15 protein-coding genes and 2 pseudogenes are annotated in these 17,043 nt (G+C 71.3%); 9 read left to right on the top strand and 8 right to left on the bottom strand.

Features of this window, described 5'->3' with window-relative positions; genetic code table 11:
- Positions 1–2: 2 nt before the first annotated feature.
- A complete protein-coding gene (locus tag QSK32_RS21825) occupies positions 3–1,007 on the bottom strand; it encodes an ABC transporter substrate-binding protein (RefSeq protein WP_285472965.1) in 1,005 nt (334 codons plus the stop codon).
- Positions 1,008–1,037: 30 nt separating this feature from the next.
- Complete coding sequence (locus QSK32_RS21830) at positions 1,038–1,892, bottom strand: ABC transporter ATP-binding protein (protein WP_045743580.1); 855 nt, start codon at positions 1,890–1,892, stop codon at positions 1,038–1,040.
- 458 nt (positions 1,893–2,350) lie between these two features.
- Between QSK32_RS21830 and QSK32_RS21835 the strand changes: the two genes are divergently transcribed.
- The gene (locus QSK32_RS21835; protein WP_285472966.1) at positions 2,351–2,716 is read left to right on the top strand and encodes a hypothetical protein; all 366 of its coding nucleotides are present in this window, start codon (positions 2,351–2,353) and stop codon (positions 2,714–2,716) included.
- A 281-nt stretch (positions 2,717–2,997) separates the two neighbouring features.
- On the opposite strand, the pseudogene QSK32_RS21840 reads toward QSK32_RS21835, so the two are convergent.
- From QSK32_RS21840 to QSK32_RS21855, 4 genes and pseudogenes are all read right to left on the bottom strand, one after another.
- Positions 2,998–3,177 (bottom strand): annotated as a pseudogene (locus QSK32_RS21840) (transposase); the annotation flags it as partial.
- A gap of 96 nt (positions 3,178–3,273) precedes the next feature.
- Positions 3,274–3,498, bottom strand: coding sequence for a helix-turn-helix transcriptional regulator (locus tag QSK32_RS21845; RefSeq protein ID WP_285472967.1), 225 nt, complete (start codon positions 3,496–3,498; stop codon positions 3,274–3,276).
- Positions 3,495–3,917 carry a hypothetical protein gene (locus QSK32_RS21850; RefSeq protein WP_285472968.1) on the bottom strand — a complete coding sequence of 141 codons (423 nt, stop codon included), beginning with the start codon at positions 3,915–3,917 and terminating at the stop codon, positions 3,495–3,497. Before QSK32_RS21850 ends, QSK32_RS21845 begins: the two co-directional genes overlap by 4 nt.
- 168 nt (positions 3,918–4,085) lie before the next feature.
- Positions 4,086–4,256, bottom strand: a pseudogene (locus QSK32_RS21855) (IS5 family transposase); the annotation flags it as partial.
- Between the two features lie 94 nt (positions 4,257–4,350).
- Between QSK32_RS21855 and QSK32_RS21860 the strand changes: the two are divergent.
- The 7 genes from QSK32_RS21860 (at position 4,351) to QSK32_RS21890 (ending at position 13,661) form a co-directional block, all read left to right on the top strand.
- Complete coding sequence (locus tag QSK32_RS21860) at positions 4,351–4,482, top strand: hypothetical protein (RefSeq protein ID WP_285472969.1); 132 nt, start codon at positions 4,351–4,353, stop codon at positions 4,480–4,482.
- An 11-nt stretch (positions 4,483–4,493) separates the two neighbouring features.
- Positions 4,494–5,663 carry an MFS transporter gene (locus tag QSK32_RS21865; protein ID WP_285472970.1) on the top strand — a complete coding sequence of 390 codons (1,170 nt, stop codon included), beginning with the start codon at positions 4,494–4,496 and terminating at the stop codon, positions 5,661–5,663.
- Between the two features lie 114 nt (positions 5,664–5,777).
- Positions 5,778–6,986, top strand: a complete 1,209-nt coding sequence (fabV, locus tag QSK32_RS21870; protein ID WP_285472971.1) for an enoyl-[acyl-carrier-protein] reductase FabV — start codon at positions 5,778–5,780, stop codon at positions 6,984–6,986.
- Positions 6,971–7,117 (top strand): hypothetical protein, encoded by a 147-nt coding sequence (locus QSK32_RS21875; RefSeq protein WP_157411119.1) that lies wholly within the window; start codon positions 6,971–6,973, stop codon positions 7,115–7,117. The genes fabV and QSK32_RS21875 overlap by 16 nt, the downstream gene beginning before the upstream one ends.
- Before the next feature lie 515 nt (positions 7,118–7,632).
- Positions 7,633–8,163: a transglycosylase SLT domain-containing protein gene (locus QSK32_RS21880; protein ID WP_045743640.1), complete on the top strand. Its 531-nt coding sequence runs from the start codon at positions 7,633–7,635 to the stop codon at positions 8,161–8,163.
- Positions 8,164–8,219: 56 nt separating this feature from the next.
- On the top strand, positions 8,220–8,966 hold the full coding sequence (locus QSK32_RS21885; RefSeq protein WP_285472972.1) for a L,D-transpeptidase family protein: 747 nt from the start codon (positions 8,220–8,222) through the stop codon (positions 8,964–8,966).
- A 45-nt stretch (positions 8,967–9,011) separates the two neighbouring features.
- Positions 9,012–13,661, top strand: a complete 4,650-nt coding sequence (locus QSK32_RS21890) for a diguanylate cyclase (protein WP_285472973.1) — start codon at positions 9,012–9,014, stop codon at positions 13,659–13,661.
- 120 nt (positions 13,662–13,781) lie between these two features.
- Here the strand turns inward: QSK32_RS21890 and QSK32_RS21895 are convergent, their stop codons facing one another.
- Positions 13,782–14,393 (bottom strand): TetR/AcrR family transcriptional regulator, encoded by a 612-nt coding sequence (locus tag QSK32_RS21895; RefSeq protein WP_285472974.1) that lies wholly within the window; start codon positions 14,391–14,393, stop codon positions 13,782–13,784.
- 66 nt (positions 14,394–14,459) lie between these two features.
- On the opposite strand from QSK32_RS21895, the gene QSK32_RS21900 reads away from it, so the two are divergent.
- Positions 14,460–16,553 (top strand): 2Fe-2S iron-sulfur cluster-binding protein, encoded by a 2,094-nt coding sequence (locus tag QSK32_RS21900; RefSeq protein WP_285472975.1) that lies wholly within the window; start codon positions 14,460–14,462, stop codon positions 16,551–16,553.
- On the opposite strand, the gene QSK32_RS21905 is transcribed toward QSK32_RS21900, so the two are convergent.
- On the bottom strand, positions 16,475–17,017 hold the full coding sequence (locus tag QSK32_RS21905; RefSeq protein ID WP_285472976.1) for a Pycsar system effector family protein: 543 nt from the start codon (positions 17,015–17,017) through the stop codon (positions 16,475–16,477). The two genes, QSK32_RS21900 and QSK32_RS21905, sit on opposite strands and share 79 nt — an antisense overlap.
- Between the last annotated feature and the right edge of the window lie 26 nt (positions 17,018–17,043).

The following is a 17,043-nucleotide window of genomic DNA, read 5'->3' on the forward strand; positions in this document are numbered from 1 at the left end:
CGTTACTTGCCGGTGAAGGTGGCGATCAGGGCGTCGGCGTACGCGTTCGCGGACGGAACGCTGCCGAACATCCAGATGCCGTCCGGGATCCGGTCGGTGTTGGAGGCCTTGCCGAACGGGGTGGTCTTCCACACCGCGTTGCCGGTCAGCGCCGCCTCGAATTCCTTGCCACCCTCGGACTGGTTGGCGACGTACACGAACTTGCTGTCCGCGTTCGTGATCTTGGTCAGGCCCTCGATGTCGGTCTGCGCCAGGCCGTAGTCCTTGTCGCCGCCCTCGGTCCACTGGTTCGTAAGGCCCAGCTCCTTGGCGACCGCGCCGAAGAACGAGCCGGGCGTGTACATGCGCAGCGCGACGGTGCCGTCCTGCAGCCACCCGTCCGCCATGGTGAACGGCGCGCCGGTCTTGCCCGCGGTGGCGAGCGCCGCCTTGCCCTCGGTGATCTTCGCGTCGAAGTCGGCGAGCAGCTTCTCACCCTGCGTGGTGGTACCGGTGGCCTGCGCCAGCAGCGTCACCGTCTTGCGCATGTAGCCGATCGGGTCGGCGCCGTCCGAGCCCTTGATCGCGATGACCGGGACCTGGTCGGCGATCTGCTTGATGACGTTCTCCGGCAGGTCGACCGTGGTGACGACCAGGTCCGGGGTGAGCGCCATGATCGCGTCCAGGCTGGGCTCACCGCGGGTGCCCAGGTCGGCGGTGGCCGCGTCGAGCGGGGCCTGCGTGTCGTAGGTGTTGTAACCCTTGACGTCGGCGGCACCGACCGGCTTCACCCCGAGCGCGAGCAGCGTCTCGGTGGGGCCCCACTCCAGGGAGACGACCTTGGTGGCCGGGGCGTCGAGGTGCACCGCGCCGCGCTCGTCGGTCAGGTCGACCGGGCCGGCCGAGACGGCCGTGCTGGCCTCGGTCTCGGCGGGCTCCTCGGTGGTGCCACAGGCGCTCAGCGCGACCGCGGTGACGGCGGCGGTGACCGCACCCACCAGGGCGCGGCGGGACAGGTTGGTCCTCATGAATATCCTTCGGGGGGTGTTCGACAGAAATCAGGTGGTCGGCAGGAAACGGTCGCTGTGTCGGCCCACCGGGCGGGTGTGCACCCGCCCCGAGCCGTCGACGGTGACGTCGATGCGCAGGCCGTAGACGTCGGTGAGGAGCTCGGCGGTGAGCACCTCGGCGGGGGTGCCGGCCGCCCGGACGCGCCCGGCGTGCAGCAGCACGATGTGGTCGGCGACCGCGGCCGCCTGGTCCAGGTCGTGCAGCACGACACCGACCGCGACGTCGTGCTCGTCGGCCAGGTCACGGATGGTGTCCAGGGTCTCCACCTGGTACCGCAGGTCGAGATAGGTGGTCGGCTCGTCGAGCAGCACCACCCGGGTGTCCTGGGCGAGGCAGGTCGCCAGCCACACCCGCTGCAGTTCGCCGCCGGACAACTCGTCGACGGGCCGGTCCGCCATCGCGTGCACACCGGTCAGGCGCATCGCCCGCTCGACGTGCTCGTGCCCGTCCGGGTCACCGCCGCCGAACCGCCCCCGGTAGGGGTGCCGGCCGTACGCGACGACCTCCCGGACGCGGACCCCACCGGGCGTGGGCCGCGACTGGGTGAGCAGCGTGACCTGCCGCGCGAAATCCTTCGGCCGCAGCGCGAGGGCGTCGATGCCGTCGTGGTCGCTGTCGCTGTCACGGTCGCTCAGCGTGACCGAACCGGCGGTCGGCGTGTGCAGCCGCGCCAGCGTACGCAGCAGTGTGGACTTGCCGGACCCGTTGGGACCGACGAGGGCGACCACGGCGCCGGGCCGCAACGCGAGGTGCGCGCCGTGCACGACGGTGCGCCCGTCGTAGGCCAGGGTGAGGTCGTCGCCGGTGAGCGCGTCTCTCCGGAATGCGTCTCTCTCAGACACGGCCCGGCCACTGCATGTTGTCCATGCAGGTAAGGCTAACCTAATGATCTAGAGCGCGATCACCGCCCCGCCCAGGGTTCACAGCCGCCGCACAGGCCGTTCCCCGCCCTCTCCTTTGTGGGGTACGCGCAAAAGGCCCCATCACTGTGCGGCAGGCGCTGCCGTTCTGGGGTATGCGCGTGGAATGTCCAGCCTGAACAGGGTGGATGTGGTGATCTACGCTGCCGGAATGATGAGCTTGGTCGTTCGGTGAACCGCCGGATCAGTTCCCGTAGCGTGGTTCTGACGGCAACATTCCTGGCGCTGGCGTCGGGCGGGTCGCGGCCTGTGACGCATCCGATTCGGAGGAGTGGGAGTCGTCCGGGGATTCGTCGACATATGTCTACGAGAGTTCCGCCGAGTCCGATTCATCGGACTATTCGGAATCCTTCGACGGCGACGGTTATGTAGACGACGATATGGGTGAGTCAGGCGATTCGGATGAGTCAGATGATTCGGATGAGTCGGACGAGTTCGGCGAGTCGGGCGACGAGATCTTCTACTGCGCCGACGAGGACGGTGAGATCGTCGACGAGGACCTCTGCGACGACCCCGATCCCGTCACCCCGGTCTTCCTGTGGCACTCGACCGGTTACGCCCGCGGGATGTCACCGGGCATGTCCCTCGACGGCGGCGACAGTTTCCCCGCGACCGACAGGTCCAGCCGCCGCGCCTTCAGCCTGCCCGCCACCGGCCACGTCGCCAACGGCACCGTCAAGACCAACGTGGTGGGCCGCAGCAGCGGCGGCTCGTCCGTAGTCAAGGGCACCTCGTCCGGCGGCTGAGACGGCTGGCGTGCCGGGTGCGAGACGCGTTCCGCGTTCGGGGGTGTGAAGCCCGTCCGCGTGGTGACTTCAGGCGTGCTGGGCACCCGTATTCACCACACCCGTTGTGGGCGTGGTGAATTTGGCCGTGCTGGGTGCCCGAAGTCACCACGCGGCCAGCAGAGTCGACGTGACGAGGGTTGTCGATGTAGTCAGTGCTACCGGGATGCGGGCCAGTGCTCCGGCCTTCAGGCCGGGGGTGAAGGCCCGCGCTGGGAGGGCCGCCAGGCCCGAGCAGTGCCTTAACCGGGACGGTTCTGCTGCTCGGTGTACTGCTTCACGACGCTCAGCGGTGCGCCGCCGACGGAGCCCGCGAAGTACGAGCCCGACCAGAGCTTGTTGGCTCGGTAGTAGTGGCGCACCAGGTCGGGGAACTCCTGCCGAAGGCGACGCGAGGACACGCCCTTGAGACTGTTGACCAGGCGGGCAGTCGCGCAGGCATGTCCGCGATGAAGTGCGGGTTCCTCTGCCGAGACTCCGGACGGGCATCGCAGGCGGATGACCGTCGGGTGAGGACGTCAGCCAACTGGCGGGGCAGTCCACTGGAACACGTCCTGCAGGTCGGCGCCGAAAACGTGCGCGATGCGGAAGGCCGCTTCCAGTGAGGGTGAGTACTTGCCGGTTTCGATCGCAGCGATCGTCTGCCGGGTGACGCCGATGCGCTGGCCCAGTTCGCTCTGCGACATCTCCCCGTGCAGGAAGCGCAGCGTGCGAATCCGGTTGGTCAGCGTTCCTTCGATCATGACTGCAGGCGGTAGCTCGTCACCACGGAGGCGTAGTGCACGACCTCGGCGATGATGATGGCGAAGAGCGCGGCGTTGACGATGCTCCACCCCGCGGAGTTGAAGGGCATCACGACGCCGACGAGGATCATGCCGGCGATCAGGGCGTAGTACGCCAGGGTGACCGAGCGGCGGTCGATGGCGCGGTCGCGCTCATCGAGGGGCATGCGGGCATCCAGCGGTGATCGGCGCCGCAGGAACCAGTGCCCCAGCCCCAGTAGGACCGCCTGGGCGATCGCTGCGATCCCGAACGGGACGAGGAAGCGCAGCCCGGGCAGTCGGTCACCGCCGCCGGAAGCTGCCGCGAAGGCGAAGTAGGGGCCGAAGGTGACCGCCATCGCGATCAACGACAGCCAAGCGATCTTCTCCCGGTACGGCACGGCGACCGCCTCCCCATGTCAATGTTAAGTGGAGCGTACATGGAGTTAGATGTTCTTAACAAGGGTGGTGAACATCGGACCCGGGCCACCGCGGGAGGCGTCGAGCTGTGACGCCTGCCCGACTGGGGCGGTCTGGCGCAAGCCGTCGGCCGGACCGGGGCTTGTGGATCAGCGGAGGTGCGGCATGATGCAGGCGATGATCACTTCACTGCGGAAGTAGGCGGCCCGCTCGGCGTAGCGGGTGGCGAAGGCACGGAACTGCTTCAGGCGGTCGATGCAGCGCTCGACGACGTTGCGCCGGCGATAGATCTCGGGATCGAAGGCCGGTGGCCGTCCGCCGGCGACTACAAGATCCGCAGGACACGCCCCAGCCTCATCGCCCGGCGGGACGTGACATCCACATGGTCAACCGTGTCGTCCTCAAGGAGTCAGCATGTTCACGGGGCTCAGTGCCTACCTGAGGGCGGTCGCACCGGGACTGCCGGTGCTGCCGGGACCTGGGCTGCCGGGAGTGCGGGCGGTCGGTGTGGTCGAGGGGCCGCGCGTGCGGGATGCGGCCTGGTGACCGTCGGGGCGGTGCGCGAGCGGCGGGGTGGGCTTGCCCGGTATGTCGTGGCGGCCACGCTGGCCCGCAGCGCCGACGGGGGAGCGGTGGTGGCGATCGTGCTGCTGGCCACCGCCGGGGGCGCGCCCGGGTGGGTGGCCGGGCTGCTCGGGGCGGCGATCACCGCGCCGCACCTGGCCGGGCCGTTCCTGGCCCGGCGGCTGGACACGGCGCGGGACGGGCGGACCGTGATCGCCGTCGCTTGCCTGGTGCACGGGGTGACACTGGCGGCGGCGGTCCTCGTCTATCCGGTGGTGTGGGCGGCAGCCCTGCTGCTGATCGTTTCCGGACTGGCCGGTCCGCTGCTCACCGGTGGGATCAGCAGCCGGCTGCCGGCCATCGCCGGGCCGGAGCGGCACCGGCAGCGGCGGGCGCAAGGGTGGGACGTCGCCACCTACGGCATCAGCGGCACCGTCGGGCCGACGATCGTCGCCGCCGTGTCGGCGTGGGCGAGCCCTACCGTGGCGGCGCTGATCCTGGCCGGCGCCACCGTGCTGGCGGCCGCGCTGGTCCGGGTGCTGCCCTACGCGCCGCCCGCCGCGGAGGCCGACGAGGTGCCTCGCCCGGTGCGCACGCTCGGCATCATGCTGGCGATCGGGCCGTTGCGCCGGACCCTGTACCTGACCGTCACCGTGGCCCTCGCCGTGGCCGCCCTGCCGATCACCGCGGTCGCGTCCACCGGCCGTCTGGGGGTCGATCCCGCGGCGGCCGGTCTTCTGACCGCGGGGTACGGCCTGGGCGGCCTGCTCGCCTCGGCGGCCATCATGGTCCGCCCGCTGCCCGGCGACGCCGACCGGGCGATGACCGTGCTGGCCACCACGGTGGCGTCGGCGATGATCCTGGTGGCGGTGACCGGGCGGTTCTGGTGGGCTCTCGCCGCGTACACGATGGCGGGGATCTGCAATTCGTTCTTCTTCGCGGCGACACTGGCGGCCCGCAGCGAGTACGCCCCGGCGGCCGCCCGTGGTCAGGTCTTCGTCTGGATCGGCGCCCTGAAGATCGCCGCGAACTCGGCCGGCACCGCCCTGGCCGGCGCGATCGTCGCGGCGGCGCTGTACCTGCCGCTCACCCTGGCCGCCGCGTCGATCCTGCTCGCGGTCGCCGCCTCCGGGCTGGAGCAGCGTCGGCGCCGGTCCCGATAGTTCCGCGTACGTGTCCGGCTCGGGGACCGAGTGGTCCGAGGGGAATAACGGGACGAATGCTCCGAAACGTACCCTTAAATGGAATTTTGATGATGGTGAGGTGGAGGGCTTCCCATGGTCGTGCGTGTGGTGGATCCGGCGGGGCGTGGGTTTCTGCTTCTCGACGCGCACCCGGCCGGGTGTTTCGCCGTGGTCGAGCAGATGCGTGCCGAGTCGGTGACCGGCGCGGACATGAAGGCGGACGGGCGGGCGGACGGGCCGGTGGCGCTGGTGATCGGATCCAGCGCCGGGTACGGCCTGGCGGCGACGATCGCCGGACTGGCACGGCACGGGATCCGCGGAGTCGGTGTCGGGTTCGAGCGTCCCGCGGCGCGGCGGTCCGCGACGGCCGGGTGGTACCGGACGATCGCGACCGCCGCGATGGTGGCCGAGACGGGCGGTGACTTCACCTTCGTCAACGGGGACGCCTTCACCGGCGCGACCAAGGATGCGGTGCTCGGCCTGATCGAGGAACGGTTCGGCGGCCTGGACGTGCTGATCTACAGCGTGGCGGCGCCGCGGCGCACCGATCCGGGCACCGGCGAGGTCCACCAGTCGGTGATCAAACCGATCGGGGCCGCGCACACCATCCGCAACCTGGAGTTCGACAGCGACGGCAGGCCCGGCCTGCTGCAGGTGACCGCGGAACCGGCGAGCGCGTCGGAGACCACCGCGACGGTACGCGTGATGGGCGGCGACGACTGGGCGCTGTGGATCGATGCGCTGGCCGGGCGGGGCCTCGTCAACCAGGGTTTCCGGACGGTCGCGCTGTCCTACATCGGCTCGTCGCTGACCGACGCCGTCTACCGGGACGGGACGATCGGCGCGGCGAAGGCGCACGTCGACGCGACCGCCGCCGCGCTGACCACCCGGCTGGCGCCCTGGGCGGGGCGGGCGTTCACGTCGGTCAACGGCGCCGCGGTGACCCAGGCGTCGATGGCGATCCCGGGGCTGGCCCTCTATCTGGCCCTGGTCCGGGCGGAACTCGGTGACCGGATGCGGACACCCGTGCAGCAGTCGGTCCACCTGTGGGAGCAGTTGACCGGTGACCGCCCGTTCGACCTCGACGAGCAGGGCCGGATCCGACTGGACCGGTGGGAGCTGGACCCGGACGTGCAGGCCGCGGTGGTCCGGCGGTGGGAGGCGGCGACCCCGGAGACGATCGGCGAGGTCGCCGACCTGGAGTGGTTCCGCACCCGGTTCCGGGCCCTGTACGGCTTCGACGTGCCGGGTGTCGACTACTCCGTGCCGGTCGAGGTGGATCTGCCGTGGCCGGCGGGGTGACGATCGTCGGCGCCGACCCGGACAGTTCGGTGTACGGCCGGGCGCCGTCGTGGCGAATCCGGGTGGCGATCCTGACCGAAGGCCGCATCACGGGCACGGTTCTTCGGCGGTCACTGGCCCCGGAACGTTGAGAGGACGTTGTACCGCCTGCGCCAGCCGTCGTCCATGGTTGATCCGAGACGGCCGCATCAGCCGTCGGCGACGGCTCGTTCCGGCCCGCCGTCGTCCGCGGCTGGTGCGGCGCCGTGGCGTGACCGTGCCCGACGGCTCGGGGTGCCTTGCCGTCGTTCAGGGTTGTTGTCGGCTCCTGTAGGGACCGTGTGCGACGGCTCGGGGGTGCCCAGCCGTCGTCGGCGGTCACGGTTGTCGTCGGCAGCCCCGGCCGTCGTTTGTGGTGCCCGGCTGTCGTTAGCCGGCCGGGTGACGGCTGGAGTGTGGGTCCGGGTGCGCGGCCGGGTGCGGGCTGGGCTGAGCGTGCGGGCTGGAACTGGGTGGGGCTGACCCCGCGGTGCCCAGCAGGCGGTCAGGAGGCATCGAAGCCGGTCGGCCGATGATCACCGGGGCAAGATCCTGCTACCGTCCTGGATCGACGGTTGTGGACAGGATGGTGGCCGTCGGTTTCCGCTGCGAAAGGGCATTCCCCACTGTGCGCCTGTTGTTCGTCATCGCTGCCGCCGTGCTCGCCGGTTTCGTGCTCAGTCCCCTTCTGCGGGCCGACGCCTCCTGCGTACCCACTCCGGCGGCATCCACACCCGACACCGCGCTGAAGGACTGGAGCAAGGCCCAGGTGGCCAATGCGAAGGTCATCGTCAGTATCGGCGAGGAGCGTGGCGTACCCGAGAAGGGCCTCGTCATCGCGGTGGCGACCGCGCTGCAGGAGTCGAGTCTGCGGAACCTGCGCGGCGGCGACCGGGACTCGATCGGCCTGTTCCAGCAGCGGCCCAGCCAGGGATGGGGCACGCCGAAACAGCTGTCCGACCCGGCGTACCAGACGAAGAAGTTCTACGACAAACTCGCCAAGGTCAAGGGCTGGGAGAAGATGCGGCTGACCGAGGCCGCCCAGGCGGTGCAGATCTCCGCCTATCCGGAGGCGTACGCGAAGCACACTAAGGCGGCCACCGGGCTCGTCGACGCGCTGCAGTCCGCCCCGCCGCTGTGCACGGTCGAGGGCCGATGACGATGCGCCTGTCCAGGAAAGAGAAACCCGCCCGCCGGCCGGGCGATAAGAAGGCTGTGCGCAGATCGGCGGCGGTGGTGGCGATGGTGCTGGCCGGGCTGATGGTGCCGTCGTCGCCCGCTGAGGCGGCACTGCCCGACGGCCTGACCCACCTGGGCAAATCCAAGCAGGTCATCGTGGTCAGCGGTAAGAGCTGGACGTCGACCCACGCCACCGTGCGGGCCTATCAGCGCGGTTCCGACGGGAAATGGCGGCTCGCCTTTCCGGCGATGGCAGCACGCATCGGGTACGGCGGATGGGTGTGGGCGTCGAAACGGGTGCAGGACACCGGGAAGACGCCGGCCGGAACGTTCACCATCACCGAGGCCTTCGGGGTGCGCGCCGATCCGGGCACCGCGTTGCCGTACCGGAAGGTGGACGGCAACGACTACTGGGTCGGCGACAACAAGGACGCGAAGACCTACAACCTGTTCCAGCCGTCGGCGTCGGCGAAACGGACCTGGCGTAAGTCGCAGGCCGAGCGGCTCGCCGCCTATCCGAAACAGTACGCGCACGTCGCGGTCATCGATTTCAACCGGGCGAGCGGCGTCACCTGGAACGCCGCGCGCGGTCAATACGTCGCGTCGACGAAGGCGAACACGAAACGCGGCTCGGCCATCTTCCTGCACGCCAGCGGCAAGGGCTCGACGGCCGGATGCGTGTCGGTCAGCCGGGCGAACATGGTCCGGTTGCTGACGTGGCTCAAACCGGCCAGGAAACCGCGCATCGTGATGGCGCCCGCGTCCGCGCTCGAGAAAGCCTGATCGTTCGTCGGCACCGGGCGGCGGCCCGGGCCTAGGGTGAGTGCTGTGCGGAAGGCGTTCACCGGGGCGGACGCTGAGATCCGGCTGCATCAGGAAGCGCTCGTGCTGCGCCGGCTCGCCGGCCTGCCCGGGGTGCCGGTGCTGCTCGGCGTCGACGCCGAAGCCCGGCAACTGGAGCTCGCCGACCACGGTGAGCGGGACCTCGGCTGCCCGGTCGAGGATCCGGCCGAACTGGTCGCGGTCGCCACGGCGGTGGCGTCGGTGCTCGCCGGGCTGCACGAGCGCGGCGTGCTGCACCGCAACATCACCCCCGCGGCGGTTCGCCGGGACGCGTCCGGCACGCCGCGTCTGGACGGGTTCGAGCTGGCCACCACGTACCCGCTGGAACGGCCCCGGTTCACCCACCACAGCGAGATCAGCGGGACACTCGCGTACCTGTCGCCGGAGCAGACCGGGCGGACCGGGCGCCCCGTCGACCAGCGGTCCGACCTGTATTCGCTGGGCGCCACCCTGTACGAACTGGCGGCCGGCCGCCCGCCGTTCACCACCGGCGATCCGCTGCAACTGCTGCACGACCATCTCACGCGTACCCCGGAACCGCTCACCGGCCCCGCGCCGCACGTGCCGCCGCTGTTCGCGGCGATGGTGGCGCGTCTGCTGGCCAAGGACCCGGACCGCCGCTACCAGAGTGCCGACGGCCTGCTCCACGATCTGCGCCGGCTGGCGGCGGAGTCCCCGGCCGCCGATTTCGCGCTGGGGGAGCGGGACTTCCCGTGGGAGCTGACCGCCCCGTCCCGGGTGATCGGCCGGGACGCCGAGATCACGACGCTGGAGGCGGCCCTCACCGCGGCGCTGCGCGGCACCGGCAACGTCATCCTGGTCAGCGGGCCGTCCGGGGCCGGTAAGAGCGCCCTGATCGATCAGCTCCGCCCGCTGGTCGCCACCGCCGGCGGGTGGTTCGTCGCCGGCAAGTTCGACCAGTTCCGGCGTGGCCCGGACGCGGACGGGGTCCGGCAGGTGTTCCGGGCTCTGGGGCAGATGCTGCTCGCCGAACCGCCCGCGGAGCTGTGCCGGATCCGCGCTCTGCTCACGGCCGGGCTGGCCGCCGGGGCCGGGATCATCGCCGCGGTCGTCCCGGAACTCGCCACCGCCCTGGACATCGAACCCGAGACCGACATGGGTGACCCGGTGCACGCCCTGGACCGGCTGCGCCTGACCGGCATCGAGATCGTGCGGATCGTCGCCGCGGCCCGGCCCCTGGTCATGGTGGTGGACGACCTGCAGTGGTCGCACGGGCCGGCGATCGACTTCGTGGACGGTGTGATCGACGCCGGGGCGATCCCGGGTTTCCTGTTCGTCGGGTCGCACCGCGACGACCCGCTGCCCGCGATCCACCCGTTGGCCACGGCCCTGGCCCGCTGGCCGCGTGCGGTCAACGCCCCGACCCGGCTGCCGCTGGCGAACCTGCCGGACGCGGAGACGTCCGCGCTGATACGGGAGATGCTGCGGCTGCCGGTGGACCGGGTCGGCGAGCTGCTGGCCACGGTGGCCGAACGCGGCGGCGGCAACCCGTTCGAGACGATCGAACTGATCAACGCGTTGCGCCGGGGCGGGGCGCTGCGTCCCGCCGAGGACGGCTGGGCCTACGACGACCGGCGGGGCCGGTCGATCAGTGCGGGCGCCGACGTCATCGCCGACCAGTTGGAGGCGCTGCCCGGACCGGCCCGGCACCTGGTCGAGGTGCTCTGCTGCCTGGGCGGGGACGTCGCCGCCGACTCGCTGAGCGCCGCGGCGGGGCTTCCCGCGGTGGCGCTGCTCGGCCCGGGGCTGCAGGAGGCGATCGAATCCGGTCTGGTGGTCATCGACCGGACCCTGGAGACGTACGCCTTCCGGCATGACCGGATCCGCCAGGTCGTCAACGACGGCATGCCGGCCGGCCGCCGCGGAGACCACCATCTCGCCATCGCCCGCGCCCTGGAGTCCCAGTCCGGGCATCAGCTCATCGTCGCCGAGCAGTACCTTCTGGCTCTCGACCGGCTCGACTCCCCGGACGAACGCGCCCATGTCGCCGCGCTGCTGTGCGCGGCGGCCGCGGACGCCCGGCGGTCGGTCAACTACCGGCTCGCCGAGCAGATGCTGATCGCGGTGCCCGGCCTGACCACCGACCCGGACCTGGTGCTGCGGACGACCCTGGAACGGCAGGCGGTGCTGCTGGCGACCGGCCGGTTCGAGCAGGCCGCGGACCTCTACCACAGCGCCGACCTGAGCCGTGCCGCGCTGCCGGTGAGGCTGGCCGCCGCGGAACTGCACCTGATCGCGTTGACCTGCCAGAACCGGCTGGACGAGGCGCTGCGGGTCGGCCGGGACACGCTCGCCGCCTGCGGCATGGCGGTGCCCGCCGACCCGGTACGCGCCGACGAGGCGGCCCGGGCCGTGCGGGAGCTGACCGGGTGGGCGGCCACCGGTTCCGCGGAGCAGGACGCCGCCCACCCGCGCGCCGCCGACGCCCTCGCCGACGCCGTCGACCGGGTCGTCAACCGGTTCCTGCAGGCCGCCTACCTGGCGGACGACCCGTTGTATCCCTGGCTGATCCGGGTCGCGGCACACCGGTGGACCACCGACGGCCCGTCGACCCCGCTGACCGGGCCGCTCGCCAACGGGTACCTGGTGCTGGCACGCTGGAACCAGGACTACGTCACCGGTCACCGGATCCTGCGCCGGATGATGCGGTTCGCCGAGCTGGCCGGCGTCGAACCGGACGCCACCTTCGCCCGGTTCCTGCACAGTGTCAGCGCCGCGGCCTTCTTCGAACCACTGCGGGCGGTGATCGCCCTCGGCCATGAGATGCACGAGCGTCTCATCCGGGTGGGCGGTTCCTACGACGCGGCGTTCACGTTCGCCGCCACCACCCCGCTGATGCTCGACTGTGCCGCCGACCTCGACGACGCCCGGGCCGAGGCGGAACGGGGGATGGCCTTCGCCGCCGCGACCCACAACCGCACCGGTGCCCAGAACCTGGAGATCCACCGTCAGTTCGTCGCGGTGCTGTCCGGGACCCGGGACGCCATCGACGCGGAGCGCCTGTACGCCGGGACCGGAACCGCGGTGTTCGGCGATCACGTCTACCACGCGCTGGCCGCCCTGCTGCTCGGTGACCGCGCCACCCTGGTCCGGCAGGCGGACCGGGCCGCCGCGCTGATCCCGGCGTTCAGCGGCCTCCCGACGGTCGTCACCGCGCACCTCGTGCACGCCCTGGCGCTCGGCGACACCGGGCGGGCCGGCACTACCGCGTTCGCCGAGCATCTGGCGTGGTTCGAGCAGCGGGCCGCCGAGACACCGGGCAACTTCGCGCACCTCGCGTCGTGGCTGCGCGCGGAACGGGCCCGCGGCACCGGGGACCTCCCGGAGGTGGTCCGCGCCTTCGACCGGGCGCAACGTGACGCCGACGGGGTGCAGCGGCCGTGGCACCAGGCGCTGATCGCCGAACGGTACGGCCGGTACCTGGTCGAGCAGCAGGCCGTACACCTGGGAAAGCAGACCCTGGGTGACGCTTGCCGCCGCTATGCCGCCTGGGGTGCGCACCGCAAGGCCGCCGACCTGCGGGCCGAGTTCCGGCTGCCGGACGAGGACGCCCCGGCCGGTCCCGGGCGGGTGACGGCGCAGTCGGTGGACCTGCTGGCCGTGCTGCGGTCCAGTCAGGCGATCAGTTCGGAGACCCGCCTCGACCGGCTCGTCCCCCAGCTCAGCCAGGTGCTGTGCGCGCTGACCGGGGCGACCGCCGCCCACCTGGTGATCCACGACCCGGACCGGGCCGAGGCGTGGACGGTGGCGACCGCGGGCGGGGACCTGCTGCCGCTCGCCGACCCGGCCGCCGGGGCGCTGCTGCCGGTGACGGTCGCCCGTTACGCCGCCCGGACCCGGGAGCCGCTGATCGTCGTGGACGCCACCGCCGACGACCGGTTCGCCCACGATCCGTTCCTGCGGCCGCTCGAACAGTGCTCGCTGCTGGCGGTGCCGGTCCTCAACGGGGGCCTGCCGACCGCGGTGCTGATCCTGGAGAACACCGACAGCCGGGGCGCGTTCGCCACTCACCGGCTCGACACGGTGAGCCTGCTGACCGGCCAGCTCAGCGTGTCGGTCAACAACGCGCTGCTGTACGCCGCCCTGGAACGCAAGGTCGCCGACCGGACCCGGGAACTCGCCGACGCCAACGCCCAGCTCGCCCGGCAGGCCGGCACCGACGCCCTGACCGGACTGCCGAACCGGCGCCGCCTCGACGACGCCCACGACACGGTCGCCGTCGCCATGATCGACATCGACTGGTTCAAGCCGTACAACGACCATTACGGCCACCAGGCCGGCGACGAATGCCTGCGCCGGGTCGCGTCCGCCATCGGCGCGGCCGTGCGCCAGACCGACGTGGTGATCCGCTACGGCGGCGAGGAGTTCGCGGTCCTGCTCGCCGACGCCGACGAACACATCGCCCTGCAGGTCGCCGAACGCATCCGCGCCGCCGTCCACGCCCTCGGCGAACCACACGCCGCCGCCCCTCGCGGCCACGTCACGGTCAGCATCGGCGTGGCCACCGCCCCCGCCGGTCCCGGCACTCCGGTCGAGGCGCTGCTGCGGGCCGCCGACTCCCGCCTTTACCAGGCAAAACGCGAGGGTCGCGACCGCGTGTCCGGTGCGGCGTGATTTTCTGGTACGCGCGGAAGTGCCGTCCCTGATACGGCGGGGCCGGCGTCGTCCGTTCGCAGCTCGCCGCCGAGACGGGCGATGCCGGCGGCCGGCCCCGTGCGAGTCGATCCCAGCCGGTCACCCCGCGGTCTGGTCAGACGCTGTCAGGTAGCGCGTGAGCATGGTGACGAGCTCGTCCTCCAGCCGGCGCGGGTCGAGTTGCCGGGTGGCGAGCAGTTTGTGCGGCAGCATCTCGACCGTGTTGACGATCATCAGGGCGGCGGTGTCCAGGTCGTCGACGCGGATCTGCGGGTGGCCGGCGAGCAGGGCGCGGACCTGGGCGACGCGTTCCTGCTCGTACGCGAGGACCTTGCCGATGAAGTCCGCGTCGATCGGGGCCTCCTCGATCATCATGCGGAGCAACCGTGGGTCGTGCTGGTGGTTGTCGATGGTGCGGCGGGCGAACAGGCGCAGCGCCTCCGGCAGGGGCAGACCGTCCAGGTCGAGGGCGGCCGCGGCGTCGCGTTCGATGTGGTCGACCAGGAGCGCGGCGAGGATCGACTCCTTGTTGGGGAAGTACTGGTACACCGAGCCGATCGAGACGCGGGCCCGTTCGGCGATGCGGTTGGTGGTGCCGGCGGCGTACCCGTGCTCGGTGAAAATGTGAGCAGCGGCGGTCAGGATGCGGTCGCGGGTGAGTTCCGCGCGTACCTGCCGGGGCTTGCGACGTGGGCTGTTGTCGCGGGGCACAGGGGTCCTCCTCGAGGGCCGCAAAAGCGAGTAGCCGAAAGGTGAGCAACAGCTCAGAATAGTGTCATGAGCTGGGAAAATACCAACACCGTGCAGGCCGTGGAGCGACTGGAGGCCACCATCGGGCGGCCCGCCGCGATCGTCATGAGGAAGCAGCTCGACCGGCTCGACGACGGCTGCGTGCAGGTGCTGGAGTTCTCCCCGATCGCCGGTCTCGGCTATCTCGATGGTGACGGCAACCGCCGGTCGACGTACGTCGGTGGGGCAGCCGGGTTCGCCCGGGTCCAGTCACCGGAGCGGATCTCCTTCGAAGTGGCGGGGGACGGACCGGTGGTGGGTGCGGGCGTGTCGATGCTGTTCCTGCTGCCCGGGGTCGGGGAGACGCTGCGGCTCAACGGGGTGGCGGCCGGATTCCGCGACGGGCGGCTGACAGTCGACGTCCGGGAGACGTACATCCACTGTGCCCGGGCGGTGCTGCGGTCCCGGCTGTGGCAGCCGGCCGTCGACCGGGAATTCCGGGACGTGCCGGAGCTCGGCGGCCCGCTCGGTGACCGGCTGGTCCGGGAGTTCCTGCAGGTCAGCCCGTTCCTGGTGCTGAGCACCGGTGACGACACCAGCCCGCGCGGCGACCAGCCCGGCTTCGTGCGGGTGCTCGACGGGCACACCCTGATCATCCCGGACCGCCGCGGCAACCAGCGGGCCGACACCTTCCACAACCTGCTCGACGACGACCGCATCGCCTTCGCCGCGTTGCGCCCGGGCAGCGCCGACGTCCTGCACGTGCACGGCACCGCCACGATCACCGTCGATCCGGAACTGCTGGACACGATGCGACTGCGGGACGTCGCACCGCAGGCGGCGCTGCTTTTTCGCGTACACGATGCGTCGCTGCGCAAGAACGCGGCCGTGACCGGGTCGCGGTTGTGGCGGGCCGCGCAGCGAGCTGATCCGTCGCGGACACCGAACATGGTGGCGATCGGCGCCCGGCATGCCACCGGCGGCGCCGACCGGATCGCCGGGATCCCCGCAGGCGTGCTGTTGCGGCCGGTCACCGCGTTGTCCGGGGTGTTGCGCCGGGTGATGGACCTCTCCTACCGCAAGGCGCTGGCCGACGAGGGCTATGCGGCATCGGACAAGCCGGTGAGCGGGACACGGCGGATGCGGGTCGTGCGGGTGCGCCGGGAGACACCGGACGCGGTCACCGTCGTGCTGCGCGACACCGCGTCACGCCGGCCGATCGACTTCCGGCCCGGACAGTTCTTCACCCTGGTCACCGAGGTGGACGGTCGTCCGGTCCGGCGCGCCTACTCGGCGTCGTCGGCGCCCGGCTCACGAAACCTGGAGGTCACCGTCAAACGGGTTCCCGGCGGGCTGTTCTCCACCCACGCGAGCCAGAGCATCCGCCCCGGAGATCACTTCGAGGTCAAGGGACCATCGGGTACGTTCCACAGCGGTCCCGACGCCACCGATCTCGTCATGATCGCCGCGGGCAGCGGGGTCACCCCGATGATGAGCATGATCCGCGGCGGCGCGCCCGGGCGGATGGCCCTTCTCTACGGCAACCGGGACGAGGGCGGCACACTGTTCGCAGCGGAACTGGCCCGCCTGACCCGCAAGCGCCGCGGTCGCCTGTCGGTGACGCACCGGCTGACCCGGCCCGCACCCGGCTGGACCGGCGACCGGGGACGCCTCGACGAGCCGGCCATCACCGCCTGGCTGGACGCGATCGCCCCCGCCGAGTCGGCGCAATACCTCGTGTGCGGCCCGGACGGGGTGCTCGAGGCGGCGCGGGCCGTGCTCACCGCGCGGGGCGTGCCGGCGCAGCGGATCCATGTGGAGAGTTACGCCAGCGCGCTCGACGGGGACGTCCCGGCGACCGGACCACACCCGATGACCGTCGAACAGGACGGCGAGCCGGTCACCACGGTCGTCGTCGACCCCGGAACGACCCTGCTCGACGCGGGCCTGGCCGCCGGGGTGACGATGCCCTACTCGTGCACGGTCGGCAACTGCGGCGAGTGCCTGGTGAAGTTGCGTTCCGGCACGGTGGTGACGAGCGAGCCGAACTGTCTGACGCCCCGTCAGCGGGAGGCCGGGCTGGTGCCGTCCTGCGTCACCCGTCCCACCTCGCCGGTCACCGTCGACGTCACCGAGTGGTGAAGGCGATCCAGGCCGTCGGGGATCTGGGCGACGGTCAACATGCCCACGGCCACCAGCATGAGCTGGACGGCGGTCACGATCAGGCGGTGCTTGCGCCACACCCGGCGGGCCAGCAGCCACTGGAGTTCGGCCTCGCGTCGCTGCCGCGCCTCCGGCGACTCGTGGGTCGTCATGGCCAGCACCTCGTCGACGTCCTCGGCGTCCTTCAGCCGCGACCACGACGTGCTGCCCAGTCCGCTGCCCGGTCCGATGTTCGACCGCAGCGCCCAGATCAGGATGCCGATCGCGACGTAGGTCAACGCGACCGCGGCGGTGCCGAGGAGGACGGCCCAGTCGTGTGCGGGGAAGTTCGCCATCGTCAAGCCGACCAGCCCGACCCCGACACCCGTCAGGATCATCGCCTTGTTGTCGCCGCGGGCGTCGGACGCCCTCATGTCCGAGTCGCTGTCTGACCCCTTCTTCATGATCACAACGCTAGGCGCCGATGCCG

This window comes from Actinoplanes sp. NBRC 101535 (assembly GCF_030269225.1).
GTDB lineage: Bacteria > Actinomycetota > Actinomycetes > Mycobacteriales > Micromonosporaceae > Actinoplanes > Actinoplanes rectilineatus.

Excerpts from the sequence above, each read along its gene's own strand:
- fabV (WP_285472971.1), top strand. The coding sequence starts at position 5,778 with ATGGTCGTGCGTGTGGTGGATCCGGCGGGGCGTGGGTTTCTGCTTCTC.
- QSK32_RS21845 (WP_285472967.1), bottom strand. The coding sequence starts at position 3,498 with ATGATCGAAGGAACGCTGACCAACCGGATTCGCACGCTGCGCTTCCTG.
- QSK32_RS21860 (WP_285472969.1), top strand. The coding sequence starts at position 4,351 with ATGTTCACGGGGCTCAGTGCCTACCTGAGGGCGGTCGCACCGGGACTG.
- QSK32_RS21905 (WP_285472976.1), bottom strand. The coding sequence starts at position 17,017 with ATGAAGAAGGGGTCAGACAGCGACTCGGACATGAGGGCGTCCGACGCC.
- QSK32_RS21900 (WP_285472975.1), top strand. The coding sequence starts at position 14,460 with ATGAGCTGGGAAAATACCAACACCGTGCAGGCCGTGGAGCGACTGGAG.
- QSK32_RS21835 (WP_285472966.1), top strand. The coding sequence starts at position 2,351 with ATGGGTGAGTCAGGCGATTCGGATGAGTCAGATGATTCGGATGAGTCG.
- QSK32_RS21825 (WP_285472965.1), bottom strand. The coding sequence starts at position 1,007 with ATGAGGACCAACCTGTCCCGCCGCGCCCTGGTGGGTGCGGTCACCGCC.